Annotated in this window: 24 protein-coding genes; all 24 read left to right on the forward strand. The window is 36.4% G+C overall.

Annotation, left to right across the window (positions count from 1 at the left end; all coding sequences use genetic code 11):
- Positions 1-25 precede the first annotated feature (25 nt).
- The 24 genes from JUJ52_RS08775 (at position 26) to JUJ52_RS23585 (ending at position 17,185) form a co-directional block, all read left to right on the forward strand.
- Positions 26-190: a DUF3954 domain-containing protein gene (locus tag JUJ52_RS08775; RefSeq protein ID WP_205388669.1), complete on the forward strand. Its 165-nt coding sequence runs from the start codon at positions 26-28 to the stop codon at positions 188-190.
- 13 nt (positions 191-203) lie between these two features.
- Positions 204-428 (forward strand): hypothetical protein, encoded by a 225-nt coding sequence (locus JUJ52_RS08780; RefSeq protein WP_121605402.1) that lies wholly within the window; start codon positions 204-206, stop codon positions 426-428.
- 233 nt (positions 429-661) lie between these two features.
- Positions 662-1,144: a sigma factor-like helix-turn-helix DNA-binding protein gene (locus JUJ52_RS08785; protein ID WP_228088872.1), complete on the forward strand. Its 483-nt coding sequence runs from the start codon at positions 662-664 to the stop codon at positions 1,142-1,144.
- A gap of 12 nt (positions 1,145-1,156) precedes the next feature.
- The gene (locus JUJ52_RS08790) at positions 1,157-1,534 is read left to right on the forward strand and encodes a GIY-YIG nuclease family protein (RefSeq protein WP_228088873.1); all 378 of its coding nucleotides are present in this window, start codon (positions 1,157-1,159) and stop codon (positions 1,532-1,534) included.
- Between the two features lie 301 nt (positions 1,535-1,835).
- Positions 1,836-2,045, forward strand: a complete 210-nt coding sequence (locus JUJ52_RS08795) for a hypothetical protein (RefSeq protein WP_228088874.1) — start codon at positions 1,836-1,838, stop codon at positions 2,043-2,045.
- Between the two features lie 81 nt (positions 2,046-2,126).
- Entirely contained in the window at positions 2,127-2,660 is a 534-nt protein-coding gene (locus JUJ52_RS08800; RefSeq protein WP_121605529.1) for a terminase small subunit, read from the forward strand.
- On the forward strand, positions 2,650-3,927 hold the full coding sequence (locus tag JUJ52_RS08805; protein ID WP_228088875.1) for a PBSX family phage terminase large subunit: 1,278 nt from the start codon (positions 2,650-2,652) through the stop codon (positions 3,925-3,927). Before JUJ52_RS08800 ends, JUJ52_RS08805 begins: the two co-directional genes overlap by 11 nt.
- Positions 3,928-3,938: 11 nt before the next feature.
- Complete coding sequence (locus tag JUJ52_RS08810; protein ID WP_228088876.1) at positions 3,939-5,435, forward strand: phage portal protein; 1,497 nt, start codon at positions 3,939-3,941, stop codon at positions 5,433-5,435.
- Between the two features lie 108 nt (positions 5,436-5,543).
- Positions 5,544-6,641 (forward strand): phage minor capsid protein, encoded by a 1,098-nt coding sequence (locus JUJ52_RS08815; protein ID WP_228088877.1) that lies wholly within the window; start codon positions 5,544-5,546, stop codon positions 6,639-6,641.
- A complete protein-coding gene (locus tag JUJ52_RS23340) occupies positions 6,641-6,763 on the forward strand; it encodes a hypothetical protein (RefSeq protein WP_255637596.1) in 123 nt (40 codons plus the stop codon). Before JUJ52_RS08815 ends, JUJ52_RS23340 begins: the two co-directional genes overlap by 1 nt.
- 102 nt (positions 6,764-6,865) lie before the next feature.
- A complete protein-coding gene (locus tag JUJ52_RS08820) occupies positions 6,866-7,504 on the forward strand; it encodes a hypothetical protein (protein ID WP_205388728.1) in 639 nt (212 codons plus the stop codon).
- An 11-nt stretch (positions 7,505-7,515) separates the two neighbouring features.
- On the forward strand, positions 7,516-8,415 hold the full coding sequence (locus JUJ52_RS08825) for a hypothetical protein (RefSeq protein WP_121605522.1): 900 nt from the start codon (positions 7,516-7,518) through the stop codon (positions 8,413-8,415).
- A gap of 17 nt (positions 8,416-8,432) precedes the next feature.
- Positions 8,433-8,690, forward strand: coding sequence for a DUF5320 domain-containing protein (locus JUJ52_RS08830; RefSeq protein WP_121605521.1), 258 nt, complete (start codon positions 8,433-8,435; stop codon positions 8,688-8,690).
- A gap of 13 nt (positions 8,691-8,703) precedes the next feature.
- Positions 8,704-9,111: a head-tail connector protein gene (locus tag JUJ52_RS08835; RefSeq protein ID WP_121605520.1), complete on the forward strand. Its 408-nt coding sequence runs from the start codon at positions 8,704-8,706 to the stop codon at positions 9,109-9,111.
- Between the two features lie 2 nt (positions 9,112-9,113).
- Entirely contained in the window at positions 9,114-9,455 is a 342-nt protein-coding gene (locus JUJ52_RS08840) for a putative minor capsid protein (RefSeq protein ID WP_205388727.1), read from the forward strand.
- On the forward strand, positions 9,456-9,806 hold the full coding sequence (locus JUJ52_RS08845; RefSeq protein WP_205388726.1) for a minor capsid protein: 351 nt from the start codon (positions 9,456-9,458) through the stop codon (positions 9,804-9,806). It begins immediately after the preceding gene.
- A 51-nt stretch (positions 9,807-9,857) separates the two neighbouring features.
- Positions 9,858-10,205 carry a phage tail terminator protein gene (locus JUJ52_RS08850; protein ID WP_205388725.1) on the forward strand — a complete coding sequence of 116 codons (348 nt, stop codon included), beginning with the start codon at positions 9,858-9,860 and terminating at the stop codon, positions 10,203-10,205.
- Between the two features lie 11 nt (positions 10,206-10,216).
- Entirely contained in the window at positions 10,217-10,660 is a 444-nt protein-coding gene (locus JUJ52_RS08855) for a phage tail tube protein (protein WP_205388724.1), read from the forward strand.
- Entirely contained in the window at positions 10,623-10,910 is a 288-nt protein-coding gene (locus tag JUJ52_RS08860) for a fibronectin type III domain-containing protein (RefSeq protein ID WP_228088878.1), read from the forward strand. The genes JUJ52_RS08855 and JUJ52_RS08860 overlap by 38 nt, the downstream gene beginning before the upstream one ends.
- Before the next feature lie 42 nt (positions 10,911-10,952).
- Entirely contained in the window at positions 10,953-11,348 is a 396-nt protein-coding gene (locus tag JUJ52_RS08865; RefSeq protein ID WP_228088879.1) for a hypothetical protein, read from the forward strand.
- A 6-nt stretch (positions 11,349-11,354) separates the two neighbouring features.
- Entirely contained in the window at positions 11,355-12,002 is a 648-nt protein-coding gene (locus tag JUJ52_RS08870; RefSeq protein WP_228088880.1) for a Gp15 family bacteriophage protein, read from the forward strand.
- Entirely contained in the window at positions 12,003-14,393 is a 2,391-nt protein-coding gene (locus JUJ52_RS08875) for a phage tail tape measure protein (protein ID WP_228088881.1), read from the forward strand. It abuts the gene before it with no gap.
- Positions 14,393-15,202: a distal tail protein Dit gene (locus tag JUJ52_RS08880; RefSeq protein ID WP_226983531.1), complete on the forward strand. Its 810-nt coding sequence runs from the start codon at positions 14,393-14,395 to the stop codon at positions 15,200-15,202. The genes JUJ52_RS08875 and JUJ52_RS08880 overlap by 1 nt, the downstream gene beginning before the upstream one ends.
- A gap of 12 nt (positions 15,203-15,214) precedes the next feature.
- Positions 15,215-17,185 (forward strand): right-handed parallel beta-helix repeat-containing protein, encoded by a 1,971-nt coding sequence (locus tag JUJ52_RS23585; protein WP_228088882.1) that lies wholly within the window; start codon positions 15,215-15,217, stop codon positions 17,183-17,185.
- Positions 17,186-17,211 lie beyond the last annotated feature (26 nt).

Raw genomic sequence — 17,211 nt, forward strand, 5'->3', positions numbered from 1 at the left:
TATTTTAAAATGTGGGGGTTAGGTCATGAAAGAATCAAAAGCAACTGTAGATTTAAATGAAGATGCAGTCTATCGAGTTGTTCAAGGGAAACTAGAAAAAATGGATAAGCCTCCAACTGGGTTTGGTGAGGTTATTCAGAAGTGGCAAGATGGGAAGCTTGGTCGATATGAGGTTAAGTATACTAAGTGAGGGGCTTAATAAAATGAAATTGCATGTAAGTTTTAAAGCTAGAATCAAACAATTGTTTTGTAGTCACAATGGGAAAGTCGTAAGAAGTTGTTGTAGCCAAGGAATAAATAGCAAAGAGGGTTATTGGTATATGGATTATCAGTGTCTTGATTGCGGATTTTCTTATGGCGAATGGATTAAAGCTGATAGAAATCAAATGGAATTATTGTTTAAAGCAGAAAGACATAAAATTAAATAACAAGCTACTGGAACAACCAGGGCACTGAATGACAGCATTAGCTGCGTTTGGTGTCCTTTTTATGTCATTGCAACTATTTTACAAATTTAATCGATTTTTGCAACCGAGTGGGAGGAAAGAAATGTATCAATGGAAAGTCAGTGAATACAGAAAAGATAAACGAGTGGGCGCACTATCTCCTGTAAAACGGAGCGAGTATGTACAATCATTATTTCAAACGGGGGTTGGTTGGAATGCAAACATGGGCGGACAAATTAATAGGCGAGTACAAAGTGGGACGCGAGGGCTTAACAACGAAAAAAAACAAATTGGATCCAGAGATACTAGAAGATAAACAAGATAGGAAACAGATTAACAGCATGTTCAATGATATGTCGTATTCTATTGAGTGGATGGAATCAGGGAGGCAACCAGGATTATATCGTGGCGTTGATAAAAAGAATGCTTATAGGAAAAAGCAATATGATGAAATAGAAATCATTCCAGATATTACAGAGCAATTAGAGCGAGAGCCTTTGTATATGAGTCAGGAACAGCGGCGCATAACACTTGATTTACTAAGGAATTTTTCTCACAGAGAAAGGGAATGTTTCGTCATGCACGAAGCTGAACAGTTAAGCATGCAACAAATTGCTGATAAGCTTAACTTGAAGAAACGTACTGTGCAACAGTATATTGAAAGAGCAAGAGAGAAAGTTAAGAAAATAAGCGCATAAAGGGTGAGAGTTATGGAAGCGAGAAAAGAGAAAAAGTTATCAAAGGAAGAATTGAAGTTTCTAAAAGCTATGCAATTCGTGGACGTGTTTGGTAAGAGAAATAAAAAGAAAGAGAAAGACGGATTTATATATTTGGTGAAAGATAATGCTTCAAACCTTGTGAAAATAGGAATTACAACAAACCACGTGAACAGGTTGAAATCATTAAACACAATGGTTCCGTTGGGAGTAACCACTATTGCTGTTATTCCCTCAAAAAGATATGAGTCTTTAGAAAAAGAAGTACATGAAAGGTATAAACACAAAAGGCGAAATGGCGAATGGTTCGATTTTAACGACGATGATGTAAAAAGTTGCTTGGATTTCATCAAAAATAATGACGTACGATGACGTACGAAGTTCTGATAATTGATAGGGCTGTTATATAGTTCTCTTGCTATATGCGGTAGTAGCCCGAGAAATACCTTACGGTATTAGCACACTCTTTATAAGGAGGTGTTGCAAAAGGAATCGGTTATGTATTTACGCTCATTGATTACCTGGGGTCAGTGAGTGATCGGTTACGATATATTGTACTAGGATATGTAAATGGTGCATCCAAGTTTTGCGAGGGCTTGGGTGCTATTTTTTCGTTGGAAGTGTAGGAAATTATTCCCTTTTGTCGTATTATGGAGGCAAAGGGGGTGAGAAGATGATAGAAAAGATTAAATCATTATTAGATACTGGTGATTATAAAATCGAACTATATAAAGATGACACTGCTGTACAAGACGATGTTGTACTAGTGGTAACAGTATCACATAAAGTTAATAAAGATGGATTTGACAGACATGAGTTCGCACTTCGAGATGAAAAAGACAAAGAAACTTTATTAAATTATTTATCACAATTATTTATTTAGTATAAGGATCTAAAGCACCCATAGTGGTGCTTTTTTATATGCATAAATTTACTACTACAAGGGGGTAGGGTGATGACATAAATGGCTAAATTAACTGCAAAACAAGAGTTATTCTGTCAGGAATACATTATTGATTTAAATGCTACTCAGGCAGCTATTAGGGCAGGCTATAGTGAGAAAACAGCTAGGCAGACTGCTGCAAGACTGTTAACAAAAGCTAACATTTCCGCGCGTGTGAAAGAATTAAAAGATAAAAGAGCTGAAAAACTGGAGTTAGATGCTTACTGGGTCTTAAAACGGTTAAAAGAGATTTCGGATAGATCTATGCAGCAAGAACCTGTTATGCAATGGGATCCCAATTTAGGTGAAATGGTTGAAACTGGTGAATATCAGTTTGATAGTAACGGAGCTAATAAAGCCACTGAATTAATTGGTAAGCATATTGGTATGTTTGATCCTAAGTTAAAATTACAGCTTGAAGCACTTCAAATTAAGAATGATAAAACGAAGAAAGAAACGGAGTTCATCGAGGAACGCACTAAGCTTATTAAAGGTGAGAAGAAAGATACTAGCTTGCTAGATGTTCTAATAGATGCGGTGACGGATGATGAATAAGAAAATAAAGTTATCGCCTAAGCAAAAACAGCTAGTAAAGCAACCGTTTGATGTTGGTTTAGAAGTGGAGGAAGGAACGCCACGTTCTGGTAAAACAACAGGCGTACATTTTCGGTTAGCGTATCTTTATACCATTTCAAGAGATACAAACCATTTAGTTAGTGCCTATAATCAGGAACAAGCTTTCAGGCTATTTATTGACGGTGATGGAACTGGGTTAATGCATATATTCGGTGATCTAGCAAAAATCAAGCATGATGAACATGGGGATCACTTAGAGATTCATACTCCTAAAGGCGTTAAAAAGGTTTATTACAAAGGTGGAGCCAAAGCAAATAGTGTTGGTGCTATTACTGGTATGTCACTAGGTTCTGTGGCATTTGGGGAAATCAATTTACTTCATATGTCATTCATACAGGAATGTTTTAGACGAACAATGGCAGCACAGGATAGATATCATATTGCAGACCTTAATCCACCAGCTCCTAATCATCCGGTTATTAAAGAAGTATTCGATGTACAAAATACACGATGGACTCATTGGACCATCGAAGATAACCCAATAATTAGCGAAGAACGAAAACAAGAAATCTATGAAACCCTTAAAAAGAATCCGTATTTGCTAGATCGTGACTGGTTTGGAAAAAGAGTAATGCCAGAGGGCGTTATCTATTCCATGTTTAATCCAGCCATTAATCAGATTCCTTCTTTGCTAGGGAAACCATATGAAATGTACTTTGAAGCTGATGGTGGGCAATCAGATGCTACTTCATGTAGCTGTAATATCGTTACATTGTATGATGGTAAATTTAGATTGAATCGGGTAGCTAACTACTATCATTCTGGTGCTGAAACAGGACAAGTAAAAGCCATGAGTACCTATGCCAAAGAGATTAAAGAGTTTATTCATTGGTGTGTTGAAAAGTTTGAAATGAGATTCACAGACGTATTTGTGGATCCTGCCTGTAAATCATTAAGAGAAGAGCTTCATAAAATCCAAATTGATACAGCAAGGGCAGATAACAACGCCTCAGATGCGAAAAAACAGGGTGGAGGTATTGAGGTTGGTATAGAGCGATTCCAGAACTCTATGACTAATGAACAATTCTTCTTAGTAGAGACGGATAAATATGATCATTACAACTTTATTAAAGAAATTGGCATGTATGTACGTGATGATAACGGTAATCCAATAGATGACTGGAACCATGCGCTGGATGAGGCAAGATATGCCAACAATTACTTTTATAAAAATTACGTGTTGTAGGTGGTGAGGCGATGTTCAAGCGGTTTATAGCAAAGGTGAGGGAGGTGCTCTATAAGATGAATTTGATTAAAGGTATTAAAAAGCTTTCTGATACGAAAGACGTGTACATGAATGAAGAAATGTATAATGCTATTGAAAAATGGAATTGTTTATACAAAGGCTATTTCGAAGAGATACACAAAGTTTTTTATCATACTATTGATGGCAAGAAAACAAGAACGATGCACTCGCTTAATATGCCAAAAGTTATTTCTGAGGAAATGGCATCGTTAGTGTATAACGAAAAATGCGAGATCAGCATAAGTGATGAGTCTCTTTCTGATTTTATCAAAGAAGTGTTTAAGAACAACAAATTTGATAAGAACTTTCAAGATTATCTTGAATACAACTTTGCTCTTGGTGGCATGGTTATAAAACCTTACGTAAAAGACAATCAAATAAAACTATCATTTGTAACTGCTGATTGCTTCATCCCCTTATCTTGGGATAACAAAGGGGTTTACGAAGGTGTTTTCATAAATCAGTTTGTTAAAAATAACAAGTATTACACACATTTAGAATGGCATACATGGGAAGCTGACACACTAATTATTCAAAATACCTTACATGTCAGTGATACTAAAGGAGAATTAGGAGTTGATATTACAGGTCGCTTTGATGATTTTTTCCCTGGTGTTGCAATAAAAGCAGTATTTCCTATTAAAAAGGAGAAGAAAGCAAACTCATTTGTGTATTTCAAACCTAATATTGCTAATAACATCGATACTCAAAGCCCATTGGGTATTTCTTTATTTGCTAACGCTGTCGATACTTTAAAAACAATAGATACCCAATTCGATAGCTTTAATAGGGAATTTAGGCTTGGGAAAAAACGTATTATCGTACCAGCTCAGATGGTAAAAACAACGGTAGATCCAAACACACAGGAAATTCACCGTTACTTTGATCCAGAGGACGAAACATACGAGGCTTTTAAATTCGGTGATCCGGAAGAAAGTCCTGTAAAAGATATTAAAGTTGAATTGCGAGTGGATGAACATATATCAGCTATAAACGCTAATCTAAACTACTTAGCGATGCAAACAGGTTTTAGCGCAGGTACATTTACTTTTGATGGACAGAGCATGAAAACAGCAACAGAGGTTGTAAGTGAACAATCAAAAACATTCAAATCTAAAAAATCACATGAAACGATTATCGAGGCTGGAATACATGAATTAATTGAATCAATCGTTCAAATAGCAGAACAATATAAAATTTATACAGCACCAGAAAATATTGAAGTTACAGTGGCATTTGATGATTCTGTTGCTGAGGACAAAAACGCTGAAATAGCTAAACAAATTCAAATGATAAATAATAAGTTGAATTCACGTAAGCGAGCGATCATGAAAATACATGGATTGGGTGAAACAGAAGCCGAGGAATTACTTGCAGAGATTAACGAGGAAAATAAGACAGCTACAGCAGAAGAAATGGACTTCTTCGGAACTGGTGGTGGAAAATAGTGAACAAAATACCTAGTTTGGATGTTGGAACTAACCTTGTAAAGAGAGGTGGTTTAGCATTAATTTATAAAGGCGAAAGAGTGATCCCGTTAAAAGATGTGAAAAGGCATGAATAAGCGTAAATTACAGAAGCTATCTAAGCCAGTCACAGACGTTTATTTAGTTATCGAGGAACAAATACTCTTGAACATAGCGAAACGCCTTAAAAAGTATGATTCTGTGCTGAATAATGACATAGAATCATGGCAGTTGAATGCATTGAATGAAATAGAGTCACTAAACAAGCAAAATATTGAGCTACTAAGAAAGCATTCTGGTAAAACAAGTGAAGAGATTATGAAAGCTATAGAAAAGGCTGGGTATGGATCATTATTAGACATTGAGCCAATGCTAGAAGATGGAGCTAAAAGAGGTAAGCTTAATAAAGTGCCCCCTGTTAAAGAAAGCAGTTCATTGCTACAGGTCTTAGAAGGTTATGAGAGACAAGCCAAGAACAGCTTTAATTTAGTTAATTCAACTATGCTAGATCAATCAAGAATAATATATTTAGACATTATTAATCAAACTACAGGCGAGGTTTTAGCAGGAGTAACTACAGCTCAACAAGCATTGAGAAAAACAGCCAGTAAATGGGCTGAACAAGGTGTTCCGGCGTTAATTGATAAAAAGGGGCGGCAATGGTCTACGGAAGCTTATACAAGTATGGTAATGCGTTCAACAAGTAACGATGTAGCCAATGGAATGCAAGATACTAGATTTAATGAATATGGTGTTGATCTAGTGGAAATCAGCTCACATGCAGGAGCCAGACCATTATGCGAACCATATCAAGGGCGTATCTTTAGTAGAAGTGGTAACAGCGAGAAATATCCAACTTTATCAGAAACCAGTATTGGGCATCCTGCTGGTTTATTTGGTGTGAATTGTGGTCATGTTAAGTATCCTTATTTTGAAGGAATGAAAAAAACATATCATCCTTATGACCAAGAAACTAATGATAAGCAATACGAAAGTAGTCAAAAGCAGCGTTATCTGGAAAGACGTATTCGTTATGCAAAACGTGAGGAAATGATGCTTAACGAATTAGGGGATAAAGAAGGTGCTGAGATAGCAAGGCGTAAGGTACTGGATAGACAAGCGAATATAAGAAACTTTATTAACGAAACTAATCGTACCAGAAGGTATGACAGGGAGCAGGTGAGATAATGGGTAAGAAAGTAAAGGAACTAGAAGAAAAGGTAGGACATTTGGAAAATATGTTGCTGACCTTAGCTAAAAAAGTGCATGACCTAGAGAATAAAGATAAAGAACCTAAATACTTTGGTTAGATTGTCCTTAGCATGACATAAAAAGGCTTTTTTATTATGCCTTTTATCTGTTAGGCGTTAAAGAGACAGAAGGACAATTATCCGTAATGGAGGGAAATATAAATGCTTAAATTTTTACCGTTAAACTTACAATTCTTTGCCGATGGAGGCGAGGGAACAGATGAGGGCGACCAGCAAGCTGACAACCAAGCTGGAGGAAATAACCAACAACAGGACCAAACACAAGATAAATCGGGTACTGATTCCCAACAATCAGAGGACAAAACTTTCTCTCAAGAGGATGTTAACAACCTTGTTGCTAGAGAAACAAAGAAGCAACAGGAAAAGCTATTGAAACAATTAGGTGTCAATGAGTTCAAGGATGCTAAAGAAGGTATGAAGCAATTTAAAGAATGGCAGGAAAGCCAAAAGACAGAGCAAGAAAAGTTGAATGAGAAGTTAACCACATTCGAATCTCAAATCAATGAAAAGGATGCTACCATTTCAGATTTGCAAGCAGAAAATGAAGCTATCAAAGCAGGTATCACAGATGAAAAGAATTTGGAAGCTGTCATTACATTAGCTAAGACCAAGGTTAATGATGATGTGGATATCAAAGAAGCTATTAAGCAAGTAGTAGAAGATTATCCGCATTTTGCAGGAAAACAAGATGAAGAAGAATCTAAGCCGTCTTTTACGACTGCAAAACACCAACAGCAAGGTAAATTAGATGCCTTTGCACAAACATTATTAGGAAAATAGGAGATGATAACATGCCAAATGCTATTAACTATGCACAAAAGTATCAAACTGAATTAGACCAAGTAATTAAGCAAGCTACACTAACAAATGACCTTGAAACACCAAGTGTGAATTGGATGGGGGCAAGAACTTTCCATGTTCCTTCTCTAGCTGTTTCTGGGTACAAACAGCATAGCCGTAATGGTGGATTTAACCGAGGTTCCGTTAATGTAACTCATGAACCATATACACTACAATTTGATCGTGATGTAGAATTTTTTGTTGATCAAATGGATGTAGACGAGTCTAATCAAGCAGCGAGTGCAGCTAACGTAACTAGAGTTTTTCTAAATGAAAATGCTGGTCCTGAAATAGATGCTTACCGTTTTTCTAAATTAGCAGCTAAAGCGAAAGATGTTGGTCAGGATACGGCTGAAAATGTAACTGAAGGCACACCAAAAGACGTATTTGATCGTTTAAAGGCGGATATTAAAAAAGTTCGTAAATACGGAACCGCTAACCTCAAGGTCTATGTATCTACAGATGTAATGGATGCTGTGGAATCTTATAAAGAGGGGAAAGGTAACTTCTCATTACAGAATGAAAATACAAACATTGAAACAAGAGTAACAGTTATAGATGGTGTAAAACTTATAGAAGTATTCGATGTAGATCGTTTTCATACTGCATTTGATTTTACAGATGGTTTTGTTCCAGCAGTAGATGCACAACAATTGAATTGGATAATTGTTTATCGTGGAGCTGTTATTGCAAAAGCAAAGCTAAATTCCGTTTATTTATTTCAACCAGGTCAACATACAGAAGGCGATGGATACCTATACCAAAATCGTTTGTATCATGATCTGTTCGTACTAAAAAATCAAGCTAAGGGTGTAGTTGTATCCAATAAAGCACCTGATACAGGCGCATAATAGAGGGGGAATAGAAATTGATTTTACGTAAAGAAAATGTTGTTCTAAAAGAGGAAGATAATGGAAAAATTAAAGAACTTAAAGCAATGGGGTATCAGGAGACTGATGAACATGGAAAAGTTAAAGGAAAGGAATCAAAAACTGTTGCTGATGCTACCCATAAGAAAACATTAAATGAAAATAAGGCATTAAAAGAAGAAATCAAGACACTTAAAGAAGAAAACGCAGCATTAAAGAAAGAATTGGAAGAAGATAAAAAGGCATCCTCTAAATAAGGGGGGTGCTTTTATGTATATTGATAAAACCTATTATATAGACGATTTCTTAGGCGAATCTGTAGAAGATGAAGAGACACTAGACCGTTATATCAAGCGCGCCAGCGAGGTTATAGATCAAGTAACTAATTACAAGATCCAGATGAAAGGGTTTGATAGTTACATTCCTTTTATTCAAGAGCAGATCAAGAAATCTACTGCTGCACAGGTTGAATTTTATGCCGAAAAGGGTGGAGTTTCAGCAATAGATGCAGGAACAGAAAGCGAACTTACTAGTGTAAGCATCGACTCCTTTTCATATCAAGATGGAGGGGCAAGTAATAGTGGAAACGCTAGCAAGCAATCAAAGCGAGTAAGTCCTTCTGCCTTAGAATATCTCAAAATTACAGGGTTGCTTTACACTGGATTGGATGTGCGCTAACTATGGCAATTATTAAACAAATTCCTAAAAAATTGCTAGTACATTCCGTTAAATATCAGCCTTTGATTGGCAATGATGGTTGGAACAATGAATACGGCGAGGAAATAACCATTAACCATGTACGTGTTGTTCCTATAACCTCTATGAATAGAAGTTCGAATAGTGAGGGGAAACAGGCGAATCATACGGTTATTATAGATCGTGTTAATTCATCCTATTTCCCTGATGATGCTAAAGCAGGGGATAAAATAACCTTTAGAGGAACAGGACGAGAAGCAACTCTTGTTAAATACCCGAGTGCGTTTGATAGTGACCCTCATCACCTAGCAATAGAGGTGATCTAGTTGTTTAAAGTTAAAGTAGACTTTGATACCAAGAAGGTAAACAAAAAAGTAGATGACGCGTTAGGATATGGTCAATTTGTTTTGGATAATCTTGTCTTGAAGGATAGTAATTATTATATTCCTAAAGACTACGGTTATTTAGAGGAAAGCGGAATTTCGCATTCGAAAATAGGTGAAGGGGAAGTCGCTTGGGATACACCGTATGCAAGGAAATTGTATTACAATCCACAGTACAACTTTAGTAAGGATAAAAACCCTAATGCCAGAGGATTATGGTTTGAAGCATCTAAAGCTGAAAAATTGAAACAATGGCTAGATGAAGCGCAAAAAGCCACTCGATTAAAAATATAGGGGGTGTAAATAATAGACTTTCTAGAATCATTAAAATCGTATACAGAAGGGTTGTCATTTACACCTTCCGTTGTTGGTATTGGTATGTATAATCAAAAAGGAAACAGCATAGCTATACGACCATCGCCAGCCAATATAAACGAGAGATACATGGAAGAGGGGTTAATATACCCTTTTAGCTTTCAGCTATTAGTACATCATCAAGATAACTTAGAAGGTTATGACATGATTAATCGATTAATGAGCGAATATGAAAACCTATCAAATGGAGCTATCACAAGTCGTGATGGCTCTTTTCGTTTGGTTTCATTTCAATGTACAACAACACCTAATTTTGTACAAAAGACGAGTTACGGTGTTCTTTGGACTGCCTTATTTGAGGCGGAATTATATATTTAAGGAGGATGAACATGCCAGAAGGATTCTTATTAAATTCAAAATACAAGATGGAAATTAATATAACGCCTAATGAAGAAACGGAAACATGGGGAAGGTTAGCTAAAGGTATCACTAGTATGGAGCCAGATCCAAACGAAGAGACTTCTCAGGATAATTATTATGATGGGGATGGTTACGGAGAAACTGATGTTATTGGTGCACAACTCATTAGTTCATTTTCAGGTCATCGCTATTATGGTGATCCAGCGCAAGACTACATCTATTCAAAGGTGCTTGAAATAGGACCAGCGAGGCGTACCGATTACCGTTTAACTTTACCAGATGGATCCACTTTCGAAGGACCATGCACCATAGCAAATATTGTTGGACCCGGTGGGGATGCCATGGCAAAAGGTGAGATTTCATTCGAGATACATTTTGCTGGTAAGCCACAATACACAGCGCCTACTCCCTAAGGCGCCCACTAGCCTTTTAGCTTCCAATGAAACAGATACGAGTGTTGATCTAAATTGGAATGCCGCTGAGGGTGCTAGTGGGTATAACGTATATCAAGATGGTGCAAAAATTGACACTGCATCCATAAATAGCTATTCGGTATCCGGGCTAACAACAGCTACCAACTATGCATTTTATGTAACAGCAATAAATGATAAATATGGTACTGAATCCGATCCGTCAACTGTTGTAAATGTAACTACATTATAAGAGTAGCCAAATGGCTGCTCTTTTTCTATGGGAGGAATTTAGATGAAGGAAATAGGTATTCAAAGAGCGATAGAAGAAGTTTCAATTGATGGAACAGTTTATGAAATAGATACCTCAGATGATAAAAGAAAGAAGTATGCGGAATTAGCTTCCAGATTAAATAAATTAGGGGATGAAATAGAAACACAAGCAAAGCAAAATGATGAAAAAGTGCTGGTAGAAGCATTGGAAAAGGTAAAAGAAGAAACAAAACTAATTACAAACGAGGTTATTGGAGAAGGTGCTTTTGAAGATATATATCCAAAAACCAATAATTCCACAGAGCATACTATTGGTGTAGTCTCTGATGTTCTTCAATATATCAAGATAAAACAAGACGAACGACAGAAACAGCATTTTGAGAAAAAGCGCTCTAAATACACCAAAAAGAAGAAGTAAGAACCTATGTTTTTAACGGAGCAATTAAAAGATACATGCACTTATCAAGGTATACAACTGGAATTAGATTTAACTTTCGATAACATTCTTTTTTTCTTAGAAATGCTGAAAGATAAAGAGCTACACATTATAGAAAAGATTCTAATAGGATTAGAGATGCTTATTGAAAACTTTGAAGATATAGAGAACCTAGCTTTAGAAGAAAAAATTGATTTATATATATATATTTTAGAAAATGAGCTTGATTTTGTAAGGAAAGATCAAAATGATCAAGAAAATCAAGGCTTGAAGGATGATACGCAAGAACAAGAGGAACAAGAAGATAAAGATTATGATTTTAATGTTGACGGGGAGCGTATTTACGCTTCTTTTTTAATGGATTATGGCATTGATTTACTTGAACAACAAGGAAAGATGCATTGGAAAAAATTCATGTCTTTATTTAGTGGGTTAAGCGAGAAAACGCCTTTCATGCAAGTTGTTCAAATAAGAACAATGGATGTTCCTTCTCCTAGTAAAGATAACCAGAAAGAGCGTAATAAAATTTTAAGTCTTAAACGGAAATACGCACTTGAACAAAACACTGGTAAAACAGCAGATGAAGCGTTTGAGAATATAATTACAGCCTTCGGAGGAAAGGCAGGTGGTAAATAAATGGCAGACGGTTCTATTACGATAGATACGAAAATAGATCAAAAGGGTGCTGAACAAGGTGTTGGTACGCTACAAAAAAACTTGAATGGTACTGCTAAGAAGATGAAAAAAGTTGGCGGACAAATGTCGAAGTACGTTACTGCGCCAATGGCAGCACTAGGAACAGCTTCTATTGTAGCAGCTGACACAGTAGACAAAGCGTATAACAATATTATCGTTGGTACAGGTGCGACAGGTGACAAATTAGATAGTCTTAAATCTAGTTTTGATAATGTCTTTAAAAATGTGTCTAATAGTGCGGATGAGGTTTCTAATGCTATCTCTAACTTAAATACATTAACAGGTGCAACTGGTCCAGTTTTAGAGGACTTAACCAAAAATGTATTAGACGCTTCAAGAACGCTTGGTGAAGATGGGGTCGCTAACTCAGAAGCTTTTGGTAAAGCAATGGGGCAGTGGCAAATACCTGCTGAAAACGGAGTGTCTGAATTAGATAAGTTATATAAAATGACGCAGGATTATGGAGTTGGTCTAGATCAGATAACTGGCCATTTAAATACTTATGGATCCGTACTAAAAAATGCAGGCTTTAACATGACGGAATCAGCAGATTTAATGGCAAGATTGGAAGCCAATGGTATTTCTGTCTCTAGGGTTATGCCTGGTCTAAATAAAGCTTTTAGAACATGGGCAGGTGAGGGAAAGAACTCAAGAAAAGAGTTCGAAAAAGTAGCTACTAAAATGAAAGAAGCTGAAACAGAAACAGAAGCCCTTGCAATAGCTACTGAAGCGTTTGGCGCTGAGGGTGCACAACGTATGACAACAGCAATAAGAAATGGCGCTATACCTTCACTTGATGAACTAGGGAAAGGGTTTGAAGATGCTGGTGGATTAATACAGGATACTTCAGATGAAACAAAAACAATTGGTGAAAGATTTCAAGAATTAAAAAACACTGCAACGATTGCTTTAAAACCTTTAGGTAATGTATTGCTTGATATAGCTGAAAAATGGCTTCCACCGTTAATTAATGGGGTAACGAAACTTGCAACCTGGTTTAATAATTTATCACCAACAACTCAAAAATTAGTAGTAGTATTAGGAGCGGTGGCTGCGGCTATTGGTCCTCTTTTATTAGTGCTTGGTAGTTTAATGTCTGCCCTTCCAGCAATTATTCCAATGATTAAAGGAGTAGGTGCAGCATTTCGTTTTATGACAGGTCCTGTAGGATTAATTATAAATCTAGTAGCATTATTAGCTATATTTGTGGTTACCCATTGGGAACAAATAAAAGCAGTGACAATTACAGTTTTCACAGCCATATGGAGCTTCCTACAATCTACATGGAACATCATTGTCGAGGTAGTAAAAGTAGCTGTACAAGGCATATGGGGTACGATACAAGCCATTTGGACCATGATCAAAACAACTACTGTTACTATATTTACAGGTATATGGACATTCCTGCAAGCAACTTGGAATGTAATTTGGACAGTAATTAAAACTGTGGCACAGGGAATCTGGGGAACGATTCAAGCGGTGTGGAATATGATTAAGACCACCACGCAAGCGGTATGGAATGCGATAAAAGTAGTCATTTCAACTGTGTGGAATATAATCAAATCAATTGTTAAAGGCGCAATAAATGTTGTGAAAACAGTTATAACAACTGTGTGGAATACAATTAAAACAGTAACAAGTGCAGTGTGGAATGGCATCAAAAAAGTGATATCTAGTGTCTGGAACGGAATAAAGTCCGTAGTTTCTAGTGGTATCAACTTAGTTAAATCTATTGTTACTAGTGTGTGGAATGCTATTAAAAGCGTTACTTCTTCTGTATGGAATGGAGTTAAGGATACAGTAGGAGGATTTATTGATACTATCTGGGGTACAGTTAAAAGAGTATTCGGTAAAATTAAAGACTTTATTGGTGATGCTTGGGATGGAGTGAAAAGTGGTACTGATGACGTTTGGGATGGAATAACTGGATCCATAAAAGGTGCAATTAATGGAGTTATCGGAGCTATTAATGGAATGATAGATGCTCTAAATGGTCTTCACATAAACTTACCTAAAATTCCCGACTGGGTTCCTGGTTTAGGTGGAAAAGGCGGGGGTTCAATTAGCTTTCCTGATATACCTAAAATCCCGAGCCTTGATGTTGGTACAAACTTTGTTGCTAAAGATGGACTAGCTATGATTCATAAAGGTGAGGCTGTCGTACCTAAGAAATATAATCCTGCTCTCGGTAATGGTGGCGGAAAGAAAACGGATCTACACATTGCATTAATTGTTGATGGAGAAGAATTAACAAGGATTGTAGAGCCTAATATAGATACATCAATGGGAGACAAACTAACACTTAATGCGTATTTGCGGGGGGATAGATAATGTCTATTATCCAGCGATTAGACGGGAAAACCTATGACTTGAAAAAATTAGGTATTCGCACAAAAGATTTCATTATTTCTTCCCCATCATACGAACACACAACAGAAACTGTAGCAGGTAGACCAGGGGCAATTGACATGGGGTCTACTTTCGGACCAAGAGAAATTACTTGCGAATATAAAGCGATTGCTTATGATACTGCTGATTTTCCACTAATGAGAGATGAGATATTTAGAATGTTTCGCAGCGATGAAGCTTTTTATCTAATTGAAAAACGAGAACCAGGGAAACGATGGCTTGTTAAAGTAAGTAATACCTTCCAACTAGAACAAGCTTATGTATATGGTGACTTTAGTGTTACATTCATTTGTAATAAGGGATTTGCAGAATCCATAGCTACAACAGCCACACCTTATGAATGGGATGTTGATATGTGGCAGTGGGGTATGGGTCTAGATTGGGATAACCACCAATACGAGCATACAGAAAACAATTTTACTATATTGAATTCTGGCGATGTTGCTGTGGATCCACGTTATAGAGACTTAAAGATAACCATACAAGCAAATGCCCCATCTTATTTAGAAATAATTAATCACACAACAGGTGACATTTACAAATACAATGGTTCACTTGACCTTAATGATACTTTGCTAATAGATGGCATACGAAGCACTAAAAACGGCTTTTCGGTATTTCGAGATACAAATAAAAAATTAATTACGCTCGCACCTGGTCCTAATGAAATTGAAGTTAAAGGGGCTACGGTAGAGCGTATTTTATTTGATTTTAGATTTTATTACTTATAGGAGGTTGGTGGTGTGAAACTTAATCTGACGGAATCACCAATAACTAGAAAAGAACGATTAAAAATTAAAGAAAATTGGATGATGATTCAAGATGACTTCAACAATGTAGTCAGCAAAATATCTGACGAAGCATTTCAAGAGGTTGTCGACAATGCAAAATTAAACTGGTTACCCGAATATGTTGATACGTATGAGGATATAGCAACCATATACCCTAATCCAGAAGAAGGCGACACAACTATGGCACGTCATGCTTCTGCTGATTTTCCAACTGATCCCGATGATAAAAGAGACGCTGGAGTTGTATGGCGGTTTGATGGTACAGAATGGCAGCCTATTCAACAGATCGATGTATCAGCTTTTAACCAAGCGTTTGATGATTTAAATAAAGAAATAGGAAGCGTACAATCAAACTTGACAGGTCATGAAACGGATTTAGACAATCCACACCAAGTTAATCCCGATCAAATAGGGGCAAATCATAGCCAAGTATTTGATATCAGATCTTATGATAATGATATTCAAAGTGCATTAACAGCTTGCTATAATGCAGGTGGCGGAACAGTATTTGTTCCTGATGGATTATACGAGATCACTGAAACATTAGAAATCTATGCAAACACACATCTATTGTTGTCTCATAACGCTGTATTGAAAAAGGTAGCAGCATTTAGTCCTATGTTATTAAATGGTCAAAAAGGCGTGGATAGTTTCGCTGGCTATAACGGCAATGGTAACATCACAATTGAAGGTGGAACCATTAATGGAAATGGCACTGAAATTCAAGTAAGATCATCTGAAATTATGTTTGCTCATGGTTATGACATAGTAATAAAAAATGTTCGGTTTATTGATAACTATGACTCTCATATGATAGAAATCAACTCTTCTAAAAACGTTAAAATATATGACAATACATTTGAAAAGCAAACAATGGATACAGCACAAAACAGATATCCGGAAATGATTCAATTAGACCTTGCTACCGAAGAAGGATTCCCTCATTTCGGAGAATGGGATGGCACTCCATGCCAAGGGGTTATAATAACAAATAATTATTTTACAAATGGTATTAGAGGGATAGGAACACATTCATCTTTAGCTGGGGAAGATTATATACACAAAAATATAATAATATCCAATAATACATTTATCACTATGGAAGCACAGTGCATAAGAGGACAAGATTGGTGGAATGTATCGGTAAACGGAAATACTATGGAATATGTGGGGTCTGGAATTGAATCGAGAGCAGAAAGTAATACAGTTCACTATTGGAATATTACAGGAAATATACTGAAAAATTCTGATAGGCTTGAAGGAATATTTATAACTAACAATACTGATAACAGTGTTAAAACCCACAATTTTATAATCGATGGAAATATACTTGCTCATACTAGAGGTAATGGGAGAGCAATATATGCTAGGGAAATTTCTAGCTCTATTATTTCTAACAATAAAATAACATCCCCATTGCAAGATGGAATATTTGTTAGAGATTCAGGGAGTCATGTAGTTGTTGAGGGGAATCACATTTATGGAGCAGGCAGGGAAGGTATATATATTTACAATGGAACGCAAAGAGTAATAGTTCAAGGTAATTATATTTATAATTCTGCTAGAACAGGAATACAGATACATTCTGCTGAACATTCATTAATAGCAAATAATATTATTTGGTTTGCTAATGGAGTCAATGGTGAAGGTGGTTTTTGCATTTATGTTTCAAATGGATCTGCTTATACAAATGTGGTTGGTAATAAATGTGTAGGAGTATCATCTGGTGCTCAAATAATCTATATATCTGGAGAGTCTAGTTATGTTTTAGTAAATGGTAATCATACAAGCGCTGGAGGTCACGAAGGAGTGTATGCAACTTCATCTTGTAAATATGTGTTTGTGACAGGCAATATGTGTATTGGTAATGACATTGTTGCATCCGGAACAGGTTCTCAAATAACAAACAATTTAACAACATAATGTCATTGATCAGGGAGGGAATTATT

This window comes from Virgibacillus sp. AGTR (assembly GCF_016919725.2).
Taxonomy (GTDB): domain Bacteria; phylum Bacillota; class Bacilli; order Bacillales; family Amphibacillaceae; genus Virgibacillus; species Virgibacillus salarius.

Excerpts from the sequence above, each read along its gene's own strand:
- JUJ52_RS08880 (WP_226983531.1), top strand. The coding sequence starts at position 14,393 with ATGTCTATTATCCAGCGATTAGACGGGAAAACCTATGACTTGAAAAAA.
- JUJ52_RS08800 (WP_121605529.1), top strand. The coding sequence starts at position 2,127 with ATGGCTAAATTAACTGCAAAACAAGAGTTATTCTGTCAGGAATACATT.
- JUJ52_RS08835 (WP_121605520.1), top strand. The coding sequence starts at position 8,704 with ATGTATATTGATAAAACCTATTATATAGACGATTTCTTAGGCGAATCT.
- JUJ52_RS08820 (WP_205388728.1), top strand. The coding sequence starts at position 6,866 with ATGCTTAAATTTTTACCGTTAAACTTACAATTCTTTGCCGATGGAGGC.
- JUJ52_RS08875 (WP_228088881.1), top strand. The coding sequence starts at position 12,003 with ATGGCAGACGGTTCTATTACGATAGATACGAAAATAGATCAAAAGGGT.
- JUJ52_RS23340 (WP_255637596.1), top strand. The coding sequence starts at position 6,641 with ATGGGTAAGAAAGTAAAGGAACTAGAAGAAAAGGTAGGACATTTGGAA.
- JUJ52_RS08780 (WP_121605402.1), top strand. The coding sequence starts at position 204 with ATGAAATTGCATGTAAGTTTTAAAGCTAGAATCAAACAATTGTTTTGT.
- JUJ52_RS08870 (WP_228088880.1), top strand. The coding sequence starts at position 11,355 with ATGTTTTTAACGGAGCAATTAAAAGATACATGCACTTATCAAGGTATA.
- JUJ52_RS08805 (WP_228088875.1), top strand. The coding sequence starts at position 2,650 with ATGATGAATAAGAAAATAAAGTTATCGCCTAAGCAAAAACAGCTAGTA.
- JUJ52_RS08795 (WP_228088874.1), top strand. The coding sequence starts at position 1,836 with ATGATAGAAAAGATTAAATCATTATTAGATACTGGTGATTATAAAATC.
- JUJ52_RS08785 (WP_228088872.1), top strand. The coding sequence starts at position 662 with ATGCAAACATGGGCGGACAAATTAATAGGCGAGTACAAAGTGGGACGC.
- JUJ52_RS08775 (WP_205388669.1), top strand. The coding sequence starts at position 26 with ATGAAAGAATCAAAAGCAACTGTAGATTTAAATGAAGATGCAGTCTAT.
- JUJ52_RS08865 (WP_228088879.1), top strand. The coding sequence starts at position 10,953 with ATGAAGGAAATAGGTATTCAAAGAGCGATAGAAGAAGTTTCAATTGAT.
- JUJ52_RS08815 (WP_228088877.1), top strand. The coding sequence starts at position 5,544 with ATGAATAAGCGTAAATTACAGAAGCTATCTAAGCCAGTCACAGACGTT.
- JUJ52_RS08790 (WP_228088873.1), top strand. The coding sequence starts at position 1,157 with ATGGAAGCGAGAAAAGAGAAAAAGTTATCAAAGGAAGAATTGAAGTTT.
- JUJ52_RS08840 (WP_205388727.1), top strand. The coding sequence starts at position 9,114 with ATGGCAATTATTAAACAAATTCCTAAAAAATTGCTAGTACATTCCGTT.
- JUJ52_RS08855 (WP_205388724.1), top strand. The coding sequence starts at position 10,217 with ATGCCAGAAGGATTCTTATTAAATTCAAAATACAAGATGGAAATTAAT.
- JUJ52_RS08825 (WP_121605522.1), top strand. The coding sequence starts at position 7,516 with ATGCCAAATGCTATTAACTATGCACAAAAGTATCAAACTGAATTAGAC.
- JUJ52_RS08810 (WP_228088876.1), top strand. The coding sequence starts at position 3,939 with ATGTTCAAGCGGTTTATAGCAAAGGTGAGGGAGGTGCTCTATAAGATG.